The sequence below is a fragment of the Bordetella muralis genome, from assembly GCF_054781015.1.
Map to the genome: position 1 here is coordinate 15,589 of NZ_BAAGVF010000005.1, position 14,358 is coordinate 29,946.

The 14,358-nt window shown below is 61.2% G+C and carries 11 protein-coding genes; 4 read left to right on the top strand and 7 right to left on the bottom strand.

What is annotated here, in order from left to right; translation table 11 throughout:
* Positions 1-54: 54 nt before the first annotated feature.
* The 7 genes from ACYVIT_RS10140 to ACYVIT_RS10170 form a co-directional block, all read right to left on the bottom strand.
* Positions 55-1,320 carry a glutamate-5-semialdehyde dehydrogenase gene (locus tag ACYVIT_RS10140; protein WP_415808495.1) on the bottom strand — a complete coding sequence of 422 codons (1,266 nt, stop codon included), beginning with the start codon at positions 1,318-1,320 and terminating at the stop codon, positions 55-57.
* Between the two features lie 232 nt (positions 1,321-1,552).
* Complete coding sequence (gene holA / locus ACYVIT_RS10145; RefSeq protein ID WP_415808494.1) at positions 1,553-2,611, bottom strand: DNA polymerase III subunit delta; 1,059 nt, start codon at positions 2,609-2,611, stop codon at positions 1,553-1,555.
* A 3-nt stretch (positions 2,612-2,614) separates the two neighbouring features.
* Complete coding sequence (locus tag ACYVIT_RS10150) at positions 2,615-3,274, bottom strand: LPS-assembly lipoprotein LptE (RefSeq protein WP_415808493.1); 660 nt, start codon at positions 3,272-3,274, stop codon at positions 2,615-2,617.
* A gap of 10 nt (positions 3,275-3,284) precedes the next feature.
* The gene (leuS, locus tag ACYVIT_RS10155; protein ID WP_415808492.1) at positions 3,285-5,942 is read right to left on the bottom strand and encodes a leucine--tRNA ligase; all 2,658 of its coding nucleotides are present in this window, start codon (positions 5,940-5,942) and stop codon (positions 3,285-3,287) included.
* Positions 5,943-6,026: 84 nt separating this feature from the next.
* Complete coding sequence (locus tag ACYVIT_RS10160; RefSeq protein WP_415808491.1) at positions 6,027-7,244, bottom strand: MFS transporter; 1,218 nt, start codon at positions 7,242-7,244, stop codon at positions 6,027-6,029.
* A gap of 14 nt (positions 7,245-7,258) precedes the next feature.
* Positions 7,259-7,762, bottom strand: coding sequence for a MarR family winged helix-turn-helix transcriptional regulator (locus ACYVIT_RS10165; protein WP_415808490.1), 504 nt, complete (start codon positions 7,760-7,762; stop codon positions 7,259-7,261).
* 138 nt (positions 7,763-7,900) lie between these two features.
* Complete coding sequence (locus ACYVIT_RS10170) at positions 7,901-8,356, bottom strand: HU family DNA-binding protein (protein ID WP_415808489.1); 456 nt, start codon at positions 8,354-8,356, stop codon at positions 7,901-7,903.
* A gap of 296 nt (positions 8,357-8,652) precedes the next feature.
* Here ACYVIT_RS10170 and ACYVIT_RS10175 point away from each other — a divergent pair, with 296 nt between their 5' ends.
* From ACYVIT_RS10175 to ACYVIT_RS10190, 4 genes are all read left to right on the top strand, one after another.
* Positions 8,653-10,449, top strand: coding sequence for a chloride channel protein (locus ACYVIT_RS10175; protein ID WP_415808488.1), 1,797 nt, complete (start codon positions 8,653-8,655; stop codon positions 10,447-10,449).
* An 8-nt stretch (positions 10,450-10,457) separates the two neighbouring features.
* Positions 10,458-11,621 carry a D-alanyl-D-alanine carboxypeptidase family protein gene (locus ACYVIT_RS10180; protein WP_415808487.1) on the top strand — a complete coding sequence of 388 codons (1,164 nt, stop codon included), beginning with the start codon at positions 10,458-10,460 and terminating at the stop codon, positions 11,619-11,621.
* A gap of 105 nt (positions 11,622-11,726) precedes the next feature.
* A complete protein-coding gene (locus ACYVIT_RS10185; RefSeq protein ID WP_460478192.1) occupies positions 11,727-12,275 on the top strand; it encodes a hemerythrin domain-containing protein in 549 nt (182 codons plus the stop codon).
* A 237-nt stretch (positions 12,276-12,512) separates the two neighbouring features.
* Positions 12,513-14,315 carry a SulP family inorganic anion transporter gene (locus ACYVIT_RS10190; RefSeq protein ID WP_415808485.1) on the top strand — a complete coding sequence of 601 codons (1,803 nt, stop codon included), beginning with the start codon at positions 12,513-12,515 and terminating at the stop codon, positions 14,313-14,315.
* Positions 14,316-14,358: the final 43 nt, after the last annotated feature.

The window sequence follows — 14,358 nt, forward strand, 5'->3', positions numbered from 1 at the left end:
CAGTGCAGTAATGCAGTAATGGATGGCTAGGCGTGCTGGGCGGTGAGGCGGGAGCTACCCGCGTGTCTGTCCTTCGCCGCTAAGTACCCATTTCAGGGTGGTCAGGCCTTCGAGGCCGACAGGGCCGCGTGCGTGCAGCCGGTTGGTCGATATGCCGATTTCAGCGCCCAGGCCATATTCGAACCCGTCTGCGAAACAGGTGGGCAGATTGACATAGACTGAGCTGGAGTCGACCTCGCGTTGAAAGCGCTGGGCGGCCGAGAGGTCTTCGGTCACGATGGCGTCGGTATGTCCGGAACCCCAGCGAGCGATGTGTTCGATGGCCTGGTCCAGCGAGTCGACGATGCGCACGGCCAGAATCGGGCCCAGGTATTCAGTGGCCCAGTCTTCGTCGGTGGCGGGCTTGGCGGCGGGCACGATCTCGCATGTGCGAGGGCAGCCACGCAGCTCGACGCCGTGTGCGGTAAACGCGGTCGCCAGGCGCGGCAGGATCGAGATGGCGGCGCCGGCGTCGATCAGCAGAGTCTCCATGGCGCCGCAAATGCCGTAGCGATAGGTCTTGGCGTTAAAGGCAATGGTGTGGGCCTTTTGTGGATCGGCGGCGGCATCGATGTAGACGTGGCAATTGCCGTCCAGATGTTTGATCAAGGGCACGCGGGCTTCGCGCGCCAGCCGGGCGATCAGGCCTTTGCCGCCTCGGGGAACGATGACGTCGATGTGCTCCGTCATGGTGATGAGCTTGCCCACGGCGGCGCGGTCGGTCGTGCCGACGACCTGGACGGCTTCGGGGGGCAGATTGGCGGCTTGCAGGCCGGTTTGTACGATCTGTCCGAGCGCGACATTGGAATGAAAGGCTTCGCTGCCACCGCGCAGGATGGTGGCATTGCCGGATTTCAGGCACAGCGCCGCCGCATCGATGGTGACGTTGGGGCGCGATTCGTAAATGATGCCGATCACGCCCAGCGGCACGCGCATTTGAGCTACGCGCATGCCATTGGGGCGGACGGTGCCTGCCGTGGTGCTGCCAATTGGGTCTGGCAGATTGGCGATCTGACGCAAGCCTTCTGCCATTTTGCCGATGGCGTTGTCCGATAGGGTCAGGCGGTCGAGCAGTGCGGGCTCCAGGCCGTTGGCGCGTGCGGCCGCGAGGTCTTTGGCGTTGGCGGCCTTCAGGGGAGCGCGATTTTCCAGGAGCGCGTCGGCCATGGCGAGCAGCGCCTGGTTCTTGGCCGCGCCACTGGCACGCATCATGGCCCGCGAGGCGCGCCGGGCGTTTTCGCCCAAGGCCTGCATGGCGTTATCGATATCGGAAGAGGACATGAGAGTGTCTGGCATGATTCGGAAGACGGTGCAGCATGCACCGGCAGATAGCCCTAAGTGTATCGTGCTGGGCGGCAGTGAAGGGAGGGCCGCCGCTGCGCGGCACCAGGTCCACCAGTGCACGGCGCCAGGCCGCTATGGGAGAGTGCAACCGCAGGGAGCGGCAGCGCGGTGTGGCGGCTGGACGGCACAGCATGCAGCAGCCTGGGCCGCGAGCCGCAAGACCTGACCGTCATCGGGCACGGCTGCCGGCGGCCGCGACGCGCAGCGCCAGTCGGGTCATTTCTTCCCACGCGTCTGCGAGGCGTCCGGGGACGGTCAGGCCCTTGATCAGCCGGTCTACCTCGTGCGCATGCTGGACCGCCGCCGGCCAGGCTTTGGCGGGGATGCGGCCCAGGGCTTGCAGGGCCAGTTTCTCGTGAGCGCCAAATATCCTCAGCCGGCGCATCAGTGCGCCGGCGTCCTGGCCCGTGGCGCGGGCTTCGGCAACTCGTGCCAGCAGGCGGATCTCGTCGCCAACGGCCCACAGGACCAAGGGCAGGGCCTCGCCTTCGGCGCGCAGGCCCTCCAGCATGCGGATGGTGCGCGGTGCGTCGCCCGCCAGCATGGCATCGCGCAGGCCGAAAACATCGTAACGGGCGACGTTGAGCACGGCACGTTCGACGTCCTCAGCGGCCAATTGGCCCTCTGGATAGAGCAGGCCCAGTTTCTGGATTTCCTGGTGGGCGGCCAGGAGGTTGCCTTCGACTTTGTCAGCCATCCATTGCATTGTGGCGGCGTCGGCACGCTGGTTCTGGCGCGCCAGGCGGGCGCCGACCCAGGCGGGCAGGCGGCTGCGTTCGATCGAGGCGATGTCTATCATCATGCCGCTCTGCGCCAGCGCCTGGACCCACTTGGACTCGCGCGTCGCCTTGTCCAGGCGGGGTAGGGCCACGACGATCAGAGTGTCGTGATCGGGTTGCGCTGCGGCTTGCGTCGCCAGTTTCGTCAGTGTGTCCGCGCCAGTTTTTCCAGGTTTGCCGGTGGGAAGCTTGATTTCCAGAATGCGCTTGTCACCAAAGAGCGAGACGCTTTGTGTTGCGGCGAAAACCGCGCTCCAGTCACTGCGCGCATCCATGATCATGGACGTGCGATCGGTGTACCCGGCCTGGCGTGCAGCGGCTCGCAGGGCGTCAGTGGCTTCTATGACGAGCAGAGGTTCGTCGCCAGATATGGTGTACAGCGGCGCCAGGCGCTGCCCGGCGCGTTGCAGATGCTCTGCCAATCGGTCAGCGTCTAGCGACTGCCCCATGCGTCACCACGTGCCCGTGCCGGGCGTTCCAGGTGTTTGCCATGTTTCCGGTCGATTGTCGGACGGCACGGCATTCGGATCGTAGACCGGCGATTCGGGATCGCTTTCGCCACGCTGGGCGGCCTCGTACGCATTATGTACGTCTGGCGCCGTCAAGCGTCGGAGCAAGCGGCTGACCAGGGCTTGCTGCATGGATTGGTACAGGGTCTCCATTTGCGCTTCTTTGGCCTGGACGACTTGATCGTCGTACGGCATTTCGCGATAGATCGAGAGCGTGGTGTCGGGCAGGATGGCCACACCCTTATTGGTGATCAGGCGAAATGTGAAGTTGATGCCGAGTTCGTATTCCTCGACACGGCCTTGTGCATTGAGCGATACCTCGCGCAGTGAGCGGCTATTGTCGACCACTTGCAACACGGCGTCCGCTTCTTTGGTTTGCTCTACCAGGCGCGTGTTCGGTGATGCTGCGCGTACTGCCCGCCGGACGTCGGCACCGAAGCGCGTGTTTTCGGGAATGCCGACATAAAGCGTGCTGAACGGCAATGGCGTTACGCCACGCATGGCGAAGCCGCACGCCGCCAGCAGCATGACGGTCGCCAGGCTGGCCGCGCGCAGCCACCAGCGTGAGCGGAAATGTTGCAGACGGGGCGGAGCAAAGTGCATGCGTGACCTCTTAACCAACGACGTTGACGAGCTTGCCCGGCACGACAATCACGCGCTTGGGCGGGCGGCCTTCGAGGAAGCGGGAGACTTCCTCCTGACTGGCGGCGAGTTGTTCGATTTCTGCTTTCGAGGCCTGTGCGGCGACGCGGATCGAGCCACGCAGTTTGCCATTGACTTGCAGCATGAGCTCGATCTCGTCGGCTACCAGCGCGGCCTCGTCGACGTGCGGCCAAGGCGCATCCAGCAGATCGCCCAGCGGAGCTGCGTAACCCAGATCACGCCACAGATGCCACGTGATGTGCGGTACGACCGGATACAGCACGCGCAGCAGGATGCCGATGGTTTCGGCGCGAGCGGCATCGGCATGGGTTCCGTCGGGGAGCTTGGCGCTGTCGATGGCGTTGAGCATTTTCATGCAGGCAGACACCACCGTGTTGTATTGGATACGCTGGTAATCGTAGTCGGCTTGCTTGAGCAGGCTGTAGACCTCGCGGCGCAGATCCTTGACGGGGGCGGGGGCTTGCGTCCAATCGCTGCCGGCAGCCAGGCCGCGGGCAATGGCCTCGTGTTGGCCATGGCACAGCGCCCACAGGCGGCGCAAGAATCGATTCGAGCCGTCTACACCAGAATCAGACCACTCCAGCGTTTGCTCGGGCGGGCTGGCGAACATGACAAACAGGCGCGCGGTATCGGCGCCCAGGGTATCGATGAGCGCCTGCGGATCCACGCCGTTGTTTTTCGACTTGGACATGGTGCCCACGCCGCCATACTGCACGTCGGAACCGTCGGCCTTGAGCTTGGCGCCGATGATGGCGCCCTTGGCGTCGTACTGATTTTCGACTTCTTCGGGCCAGAAATACTCGATGCCGCCCTGGGCGTTTTTACGCGAGTAGATGTGGTTCAACACCATGCCCTGGCACAGCAGCTTGGTGAAGGGCTCGTCAAAGTTCAGCAGGCCCATGTCGCGCATGACGCGCGTCCAGAACCGGGCGTATAACAGGTGCAGCACGGCGTGTTCGATGCCGCCGATGTACTGGTCCATGGGCATCCAGTAATCGTTGCGGGTGTCGACCATGGCCTCGTCGTTGCCCGGCGAGGTGTAGCGCATGAAATACCACGACGAGTCCACAAAGGTGTCCATCGTGTCGGTTTCGCGCCGCGCGGGCTTGCCGCAGCTGGGGCACGAGCACGACAGAAATGCCTCGTTTTTGGCCAGCGGGTTGCCGCTGCCGTCGGGAATCAGATCATCGGGCAGAACGACTGGCAGGTCTTTTTCGGGCACGGGGACCGGACCGCAGTCGGGGCAGTGGATGATGGGGATGGGGGTGCCCCAGTAACGCTGGCGCGAAATTCCCCAGTCGCGCAGGCGCCAGGTGGTTTGTTTTTCACCGAGGTCCTGGGCCGTCAGGTCGGCCGCAATCGCGTCCACGGCTTCGCGGAAGGTCAGGCCATCATATTTGCCGGAATTGACGGTACGGCCGCTTTGTTTGTCGCCGTACCATTCTTGCCAGGCATCGGTGGAATAGGTCTTGCCCTCCAGCGCGACGACTTGCTTGATGGGCAATTGGTATTTCTGAGCAAAGGCGAAATCGCGCTCGTCGTGTGCGGGCACGCCCATGACTGCGCCGTCGCCGTAGCTCATGAGCACGTAGTTGCCTACCCAGACGTCAACTTGCTCGCCTGTCAGAGGGTGAGTGACGGTCAAGCCCGTAGGCATCCCGGATTTTTCGCGGGTGGCGATTTCAGCTTCGGTCGTGCCGCCGAGCTTGCATTGTTCGATAAACGCGGCGAGCTCTGGATTGGATTGCGCAGCGTGTGTGGCCAACGGGTGTTCAGGCGCAACGGCGCAGAACGTGACGCCCATGATGGTGTCGGCACGCGTGGTAAAGACGTACAGCTTGCCATCCTGGATGAGTTGGCCGTCCGTGCCGGCGATCTGGTGCGGGAACGCAAAGCGCAGGCCCTCGGATTTGCCGATCCAGTTTTCCTGCATGATCCGCACGCGCTCCGGCCAGCCGGGCAGGCCGGAGCGGACTTGTTCCAGCAGCTCGTCGGCGTAGTCGGTGATGCGCAGGTAGTAGCCGGGGATCTCGCGTTTTTCCACGAGGGCGCCCGAGCGCCAGCCGCGTCCGTCAATGACTTGTTCGTTGGCCAGCACGGTCTGATCGACCGGATCCCAGTTGACGACCTGCGTCTTGCGATAGGCGATGCCTTTTTCGAGCATCTTCAGGAACAGCCATTGGTTCCATTTGTAGTATTTGGGGTCGCAGGCGCACATTTCGCGCGACCAGTCGATCGCCAGACCCATCGATTTCATCTGCTTTTTCATGTAAGCGATGTTGTCGTAGGTCCATTTGGCCGGCGGAACTTTGGACTTGATGGCGGCGTTTTCGGCGGGCATGCCGAATGCGTCCCAGCCCATCGGCATCAGTACGTTGTAACCGCGCATGCGCAGCTGGCGCGCCATCATGTCGTTGATGGTGTAGTTGCGGACGTGACCCATGTGAAGCTTGCCGCTGGGGTACGGCAGCATGGAACACGCGTAGAACTTTGGCTTTTCGGAGCCGTCGGCGTTCTGGGCGTGCTCGGTGACACGGTAAGCGTCGCGGGCCTGCCAGTCTTGGTGGGCGGCTGCTTCGACGGCGGTGGGGCTGTAACGTTCCTGCATGGGCTCGTGCGCGTATCTATAGAAAGAAAGTGGGCCGCCGTTGCGTAACGCAACGACGGTCAAACCCCTGATTATAGAGAGTCCCTAGCCGCGAGGGGCCGGGGGCGGGTTTTCGGGGATGCGAGCCGACGGGGACCAGGCGGCATAGGCCAGGCCGGCCAGGCTCACAGCCAGTCCCCCGGCCGAGACCGCCAGCCATCCGCCAGCAGCGTACAGGAACGACGATATCAGTGAGCCGGCTGCGCCGCCGATAAAATAAGACGTCATGTAACCAGCGGTGAGTCGGCTGCGGGCGTCGGGTTGCAGTCGATAGATGGAGGTCTGGTTGGTGACATGAACGCCTTGGATCATCATGTCCAGCATGACGACACCGATCAGCAGCGCTGCCAGCGAGTGTGCTCCCAGTGCGAGCAGGATCCACGAGGCCGCCAACAGTATCAGTCCGATCCTCGTCGCCAGATTGCCGCGTCCACGATCGTTGAGACGGCCGAATCGATTGGCGGCAAAAGCGCCTGCCGCGCCCGCCAGGCCAAATAGGCCAATGGTGCTGTCACTGTACGAATAGGGGGGATTGGCCAGCAGGAACGTCAGTGGCGTCCAGAACATGCTGAAAGAGGCGAAGATCAACGCCCCCAGCAGCGAGCGTGCCCGAAACAGGGGCTCACGTGCGTAGAGATGAAAAATAGAGGCCAGCAAGCTTGTGTAGCTGAGATGCGTGCTGGCCTTATAACGCGGCAATACGCGCCACAACGCCGCCGCCATGATGAGCAGCAATCCTGAAGCGACCCAGTAGACCGTGCGCCAACTGCCCAGTTCAGCGAGCCCTCCTGCTACCGTGCGTGCCAGCAGAATGCCGAGCAACAGGCCGCTCATGACTGTGCCCACGGCCTTGCCGCGCTGGTGAGGGGCAGCCAATGTGGCGGCGAATGGCACGAGGACCTGGGCGACTACGGACACAATCCCTGTGGCGGCGGTGCCTGCCAGCAGCATCGGAAAGCTGTTGGCAAAGCCTGAAATCAACAAGCCCAGCGCACTCAGCAGGGTCATGGACACGATCAATGCGCGGCGTTCAAGCATGTCGCCCAGGGGAACCAGCAGCATCAGACCGGCGGCATACGATAGCTGGGCCGTCATGACGATGCTGCCGGCAGCGGTTTCGTTCAAGCCGAATTGCTGACTGATGGTATGCAGCAAGGGCTGTGCGTAGTAATTGCTGGCGACGATCAGCCCGGTGGCCGCGGACATCAACAAAATGATGGGCGTGGTCAATGTGGGGGCGCGGACGGAGGGGGCGTGAGACATGGGAGGGACTGCAGTCAAGAAGAATGGGCGTTGGCGTCATGCGCGCTGAGCAGTTGGCGCAGCAGCGTCGCGAGATGCTTGCGATCGGCTGCAGATAGGGGGCTCAATAGCTCCTCTAGCTTGATCAGGTAGTCATCCAGCACGGCTTTGATGACGCGCAATCCCTGAGGTGTCAGAGACACCATGACGCTGCGGCGATCGTCGGGGTTCGGCGCACGGATCAGCAGACCGGCTTGTTGCAAACTATCCAGACGATGCGTCATGGCGCCGGAAGACAGCAAGAGGGCGCCGACCAAGGCCTGCGGGTTCAATGCATGTGGCGGGCCCGCGCGATACAGCGTGGCCAGCACGTCGAATTCACCTTGATGCAGGCCATATTCGCGAAAAGTGGTGTCCACCTCGCGGGCAGCCAGCGTATGCAGGCGAAACAGCCGGCTGAAGACTGCCATGCTGGAAACGTTCAGTTCGGGGCATTGCTCGTGCCATTGGCCGAGTACGAAATCGACGTGATCGCGCATGGTTATCTTTACATGAAGTATTTTGATATAAAGATAAAAGGACTGGCTTTGAATGTCAAACGCCGGGCGCAAAAACGGCAAGGCCCGCCTCTTGCGAGACGGGCCTTGCCGATCAAACTGTAGGGACTATGCGCAGATTTACTGAGCGGCGTCTTTCAGTTTTTTCAGAGGACGGACCTTGACCTTGACCGAAGCGGGCTTGGCCGGGAACCAGCGCTCTTGGCCGGTGAACGGGTCTTTGCCGAAGCGCTTGGCCTTGGCAGGAACCTTTTGCACGGTGACTTTGAGCAGGCCAGGCAGAGAGAACTCGCCAACGCCTTTTTTGTTTACCGAACCCAGTGCAGCGTTTTCCAGTCCGGCCAGAACGGCCTTGACCGATTTGGCTTCCACGCCGGTCTGTGCGACCAGGTGAGCAACCAACTGCGACTTGTTCAGCGCTTCTTTGATGACGGGAGCCGCAACCGTTTTTACTGCAGCGGTCTTGGCAGCGGTTGCCTTTTTGGCAGGTGCTTTCTTAGCCGCAGCCTTGGTGGCAGGGGCTTTGGCAGCGGTCTTGCTGACTTTCTTGGCGGGAGCTTTTGCTTTGGTAGCCATGGTCGAAATCCGTATGTTGAGAACGCGAGTGAGCTCGGTACCGAAGATCGGCACGTGGCACCTCGCGCCCGATGATAGCGGAACTTCAGGCGCTGTGTGCGTATTTCTTTGCGTTGACCCCTTAAAACATGTTGTTTTCGTGACAAAGACACGGCCGATTGCAATCTCAGTTAGCTGTAATTTATATCGTGATACGATATTTTTCGGGATCGGTTTGGCGGCCGATCCTGTTTGCTTTTGTCGCTGCGATCTCTGTTCTTTAATCCTGCGTTTCTCATATGGCTCCTCTTGCTTCTATGTCTTCTGCGCGTACGCCTGGCACGTCGCGCTTAGGTGATTTCACGACGGACCGCCGGGTCCTTTTATTAATGTTGATGGCGGTGCTGGTTGGTTTGGCTGGCGTGGGTGCCGCGTGGCTGTTGCTGCGCTTGATTACGCTGTGTACCAACCTGGCCTATTTCGGCCGCCTGTCGTTGGAGGAGCTGCCGATTGCGAGTCATGCCTTGGGGTGGTGGGCCGTTGCCGTACCGGTGGTGGGTTGCATCATCATCGGCTTCATGGCGCGCTACGGTTCAGAGAAAATTCGCGGTCATGGTATTCCTGAGGCCATGGAAGCAATCCTGATTGGCAAAAGCCGCATTCAGCCCAAGGTCGCAGTGCTCAAGCCCGTATCGTCGGCCATCTCTATCGGTACGGGTGGCCCCTTTGGCGCCGAGGGTCCCATCATCATGACTGGCGGCGCGATCGGTTCGTTGCTGGCGCAGATGGTGCATATGAGTTCCGGCGAGCGCAAGACGCTGCTGGTGGCCGGTGCCGCGGCCGGTATGACAGCGGTGTTTGGCACGCCTGTTGCCGCGATTTTGCTGGCGGTTGAACTGCTGCTGTTTGAATGGAAGCCGCGCAGTTTTTTGCCGGTGGCTGTGGCAGCCATCGTGTCGGCAGCGGCACGGCCTTTGTTGTTGCACAGTGCTCCGATTTTTCCGTATGCAGGTGTGGGCGAGCCGTCGTTGCCCCATGTGGTGGCGTGGGCGGGCCTTGGTGTGCTGGCGGGATTGGGGTCTGGCGTACTGACCTCATTGGTGTATCTATTTGAAGACTGGTTCGAAAAACTGCCTGTTCATTGGATGTGGTGGCCGGCCTTGGGCGGTTTGGTCATCGGCATCGGCGGCATGATCGAGCCCTCTGCGTTAGGCGTGGGATACGACAACATCACGGATTTGCTGGCCGGCAAACTGGCGATTCAAGCCGTATTGCTGCTGTTGGTCGTGAAAGTGGTGATCTGGTCTGTCGCGTTGGGTTCAGGGACTTCGGGTGGTGTGTTGGCGCCGTTGTTGATCTTTGGCGGTGCGCTGGGGGCATTGATGACGCCATTGCTGCCTGAGGCGAGCCCGGGATTCTGGGCCTTGCTGGGAATGGCGGCCATGATGGGCGGCACGATGCGCGCACCGTTGACGGCCACATTATTCGCCGTGGAGCTGACGGGTAATTTCAGTGTGCTGTTGCCTGTGCTGACAGCCTGCGCGTTTGCTTATGGCCTGACCGTACTACTGCTGAAGCGTTCGATCCTGACTGAGAAAATTGCACGCCGCGGCCACCACGTCACGCGTGAATATCACGTGGATCCTTTCGATCTGGTGCGTGTGTCAGCGGTGATGACGACCACGGTACAGACGCTGCCGGCCTCAATGAGCGTGGCCGATGCCATTGCACATTTCACGACATCGCAGCGGCGCCATACCGCTTATCCTGTGGTGGATGCACAAGGCAAAGTGGTGGGGGAAATGACGCGCGCCGATAGCCTGGCATGCACCATGGAGGACGAAGACAGCGCACGTCCGTTGGGCGACATGATGGCCGAGCGTGAACTTTTCCTGGGTTATCCTGACGAACTTGCCAGCCAAGTGGCTGATCGTATGGCGTTGACAGGGGTTGGCCGCGTGCCGATTGTCGAGCGTGCGACCGGACGCTTGGTGGGATTGGTGGGCCGCAAAGACCTGCTGCGTGTGCGGGCTGGCCGGCTGCGCGACGAGCGTGAGCGTACCGCCTATTTCCGTTGGCGTAGTGTGCGCCGGCGTCCGGTTGATTCCCAGTAGGAGTTCTCTTGTTCAAGAAAGTATGTGCCAGCTGGCTGCTCGTTGCAGCCTGCGTGGCGGGTGTGCCTGCGCAAGCCGCGGCTGTTGTGCCACCGCCGGTGACGGCCAAAGCGTGGTTGTTGCTCGATGCCACGAGCGGTCAGGAAATCGCGTCATTCAATCCTGATACGCGAATCGAGCCGGCGTCGTTGACCAAGGTCATGACGGCTTATCTGGTGTTTCAAGCGTTGCGCGATGGACGGCTGTCGGCACAACAGCAGGTGACAGTTTCGACACGAGCCTGGAAAGTCGCGCCGGGCAGCTCCAAGATGTTTCTCGAGCCAGGCAAGCGCGTGTCGATCAATGACTTGCTGTATGGCTTGTTGGTGCAGTCGGGCAACGATGCGGCGATCGCGTTGGCCGAGGCGACCTCGGGTTCGGTCGAGGCGTTCGTGCAGCGGATGAACGAGCAGGCTGGGCAGATGGGGCTGCACGGAACGCGTTTTGCGAGTCCGCATGGCCTGCCCGATCCGGCGACCTACTCGACAGCTCGCGATCTGTCGGTGTTGGCGCAGCGTCTGGTTAGCGATTTTCCCGATCTGTATAAGACCTATGATTCGGTGCGGACCTTTACCTATAACAATATTTCGCAGTCGAATCGCAATCGCCTGTTGTGGTTGGATCCGAGTGTAGATGGCTTGAAAACCGGCCATACTGACTCGGCGGGATACTGTCTGATAGCCTCGGCGGAGCGGCCCGATGGCCAGATGCGCCGGCGTTTGATCAGCGTGGTGCTGGGCACGGGCTCTGACAAACTGCGTACCCAGGACAGTCAGGTGTTGTTGAACTGGGGGTTCCAGAGCTTCAAGACCGTCAAGCTGTATGCTAAGGGTGAGGCGATGGACACGCCGCAGGTCTGGAAAGGCGAACTGGATGCTGTGCGTATCGGACTGGCGCGCGATGCTTACGTGACGGTTCCGCGGGCATCGGAGGTCAAACCGGTCGTGACGCAACAGCAGCCGTTGATCGCGCCGATTGCCGCGCAGGCTGAGGTAGGATCGTTGCAAGTGTTGGTTGACGGCCAGCCCGCCGGGCAGTGGCCGGTCGTGGCGCTGGATGCGGTGCCGCAGGCCGGGATCATGGTACGCACCTGGGATACGGTGCGGCTGTGGTGGCGGCAGGCCATGGGGTAGATGCGAGCGGCGCCGTTCAATAGCGAGGACGGCCGGTTTGAGCGGTGCGCTGCCATGACAGAAAGGTCGTGAGCCGCGCGGCACAATAACAGGAAAGGAGCGATCATGACCGTCGATATTCCTGGATTTTCGTCACCGGCCGTTGGGCTGGATGCGCCGTTGGAATTGCTTTCGGCGTGCCATGATCGTATGGGCCGCCAATGCGCCACGCTGCGGCGGTTGGCTGCGCATGTGGCCCAACATGGTTCCGATGCCGTGGCGCAGACGGCGGCCGCCAGCGTGCTGAGATACTTCGATACGGCGGCCGTGCTGCATCACCGTGACGAAGAAGCCGATCTCTTTCCCGCGCTGATCGATTCCATGGCCGGTTCGGACGCGAGATGTCTGCATGAGATGGTGGATGGCTTGACGCAGGAACACCGTCAATTGGAGGCCCTGTGGCGCCGTTTGCATGATCCCCTGGAGGCCGTCAGTGCGGGGCAGCCTGCCGAACTCGACGAGGCCGGTGTCGAGCAGTTTTGTGCGCAGTATGCCGAGCATATTCAGCGCGAGGAAGACGAATTGTTGCCCATGGCTGCGCGATTGCTGGACGATCTGGCGCTGTCAGATATCAGTCAGGCGATGCGGGCGAGGCGCGGTGGCGGGACGAGCTAGGTGCGGATATGCCGTGTCCTGCAACAAAATCGGGCCGCTCATTGGATGGTAGCGGGTACCCGCCCGTAAGAATGTCCATGTGATTGCCACTGTGCATTGCACGCATCAATGCATGGGATTACCCTATATGCCCGCTGGTTATAAGCGGTGCGTTGTCGCTGGTCTATCGCCTGCCCATTAATATGAACTCGTGGCGTTGAATCGGACCCGGCCGACAATCCTCATCACAATAGGAAGATGCAGCGCGTGGCTAAGTTGGCAAATCGCATATTTGGTACGTGGATTCATGATGTCGGACCTGCCTCGCTGCGGGCCGATGCTTTTGCCGGGCTGCTGGGGGCGTTGCTGGTGCTGCCGCAAGGGGTGGCGTTTGCCACCTTGGCGGGCTTGCCGCCCGAGTATGGGCTGTATTCGGCCATAGTGCCCTGTGTGGTGGCTGCGTTGTTTGGTTCCAGCCGCCATGTGATGTCGGGCCCGACGAATGCCAATTCACTGGCGCTGTATGCCGTGCTGGCGCCATTGGCAATGGCCGGCAGTCACGACTATATCCAGATGGCGCTGGCGGTCACGATTCTGGTGGGGATTCTGCAGTTGTTGGTCGGCGCGCTGCGGTTGGGGGCATTGGCGAATTTCATTTCGCCTTCTGCGCTGTTCGGCTTTACCAGCGGCGCAGCCTTGTTGATCGCGGTGCATGCGTTGAAAGACGCGTTGGGCCTGGACGGTATTCACGCGCATGGCGCGGGGGCTGTATTACTGGGCGTGGCGAGGGGGCTTGGCGAGCTGCATTGGGGGGCGCTGCTGGTGGCGCTGGTGACGATCGGCGTGTCATTGGTAGCGCGCCGTTGGGATCGTCGCAAGCCGCATATGCTGATCGGCCTCGCAGCGGGAACCGCAGTGGCTGCTGCACTGAATGCCTGGGTGTTTTCCGAGCCGGGCAGCGGCATTCGGGTGTTGGGCAAGCTGTCTCAGCCTATCCCGCCATTTCATGTGCCTGAGGTCCCGTGGAGTTCCTTGCCGGATTTGCTGGGCCTGGCCTTTGCCTTATCCATTGTGGCGCTGGCGCAATCGATTTCGATTGCCAAGGTGGTAGCGTCGCGGTCGGGGCAGGCGATCGACGCCAATCGCGAATTCATGGGGCAGGGGCTCTCGAATATCGTGGGCGGTTTTTTCTCGTCCTATTTGTCCTGCGGCTCGCTGAATCGCTCGATTCCCAACTTCGAATCAGGGGCGCGTACCCCCATGGCTGCGGTATTTGCCGCGGTGTTGTTGATGTTGCTGGTGACGGTGAGCTCGCCTTTGCTGGCACAAATTCCGTATGCGGCGATTGCAGGGCTGCTGTTGCTGGTGGCGTGGAATTTATTGGAGTTGCCGCACTGGCGGCGTATCGCGGGTGTGCAGCGCAACGAGTTCTTGATTGCGCTGGCGACCATGGTGGCGACGGTGACGATCCGTATGGAGATCGCGATTTTGCTGGGGACCTTGCTGTCGCTCATGACATATCTGCATCGTACCTCGCACCCTGCCATGCGCACGATGGGATTCAGGGCGAGCGATCCCGATCGTCATTTTGCCGTGCTCGAAGGGAACTCGGACGAGATGCCCGAATGTCCGCAATTGAAATTGCTGCGCATGGAGGGCTCGGTCTATTTTGGTGCTGTGGCTCACGTCGCTGATCGGCTGCAGGCGTTGCGTAGCCAGTCCAATGCGCAGCGCCATCTGCTGGTGATGACGAAAAGCATGAATTTCATCGATCATGCAGGGGCGCTGGTGTGGGAATACGAGCTGCGTAAGCGGCGCGAAATGGGGGGCGACCTGTATTTTCATCGACCCCGGCCCGAGGTGATGCAAATGTGGCACCGCATGGGGTTTGTCGACTATCTGGGCGAGGACCATATCTTTCCGGACAAGGCGACCGCGATCGCACAGATTTTCCAGCGTTTGGATCCCGATATCTGTGCGGGCTGTACGGCGCGTATTTTCCGAGAGTGCAATCAACGGCCGTTCAGGCCCACTGGCGATGTCGGCGGCAATGATGCATGATCCGCAATGAAAAAGGCCTCGCGATGGTGCGAGGCCTTTTTTA

Excerpts from the sequence above, each read along its gene's own strand:
- ACYVIT_RS10140 (WP_415808495.1), bottom strand. The coding sequence starts at position 1,320 with ATGTCCTCTTCCGATATCGATAACGCCATGCAGGCCTTGGGCGAAAAC.
- holA (WP_415808494.1), bottom strand. The coding sequence starts at position 2,611 with ATGGGGCAGTCGCTAGACGCTGACCGATTGGCAGAGCATCTGCAACGC.
- ACYVIT_RS10150 (WP_415808493.1), bottom strand. The coding sequence starts at position 3,274 with ATGCACTTTGCTCCGCCCCGTCTGCAACATTTCCGCTCACGCTGGTGG.
- leuS (WP_415808492.1), bottom strand. The coding sequence starts at position 5,942 with ATGCAGGAACGTTACAGCCCCACCGCCGTCGAAGCAGCCGCCCACCAA.
- ACYVIT_RS10160 (WP_415808491.1), bottom strand. The coding sequence starts at position 7,244 with ATGTCTCACGCCCCCTCCGTCCGCGCCCCCACATTGACCACGCCCATC.
- ACYVIT_RS10165 (WP_415808490.1), bottom strand. The coding sequence starts at position 7,762 with ATGCGCGATCACGTCGATTTCGTACTCGGCCAATGGCACGAGCAATGC.
- ACYVIT_RS10170 (WP_415808489.1), bottom strand. The coding sequence starts at position 8,356 with ATGGCTACCAAAGCAAAAGCTCCCGCCAAGAAAGTCAGCAAGACCGCT.
- ACYVIT_RS10175 (WP_415808488.1), top strand. The coding sequence starts at position 8,653 with ATGTCTTCTGCGCGTACGCCTGGCACGTCGCGCTTAGGTGATTTCACG.
- ACYVIT_RS10185 (WP_460478192.1), top strand. The coding sequence starts at position 11,727 with ATGACCGTCGATATTCCTGGATTTTCGTCACCGGCCGTTGGGCTGGAT.
- ACYVIT_RS10190 (WP_415808485.1), top strand. The coding sequence starts at position 12,513 with ATGCAGCGCGTGGCTAAGTTGGCAAATCGCATATTTGGTACGTGGATT.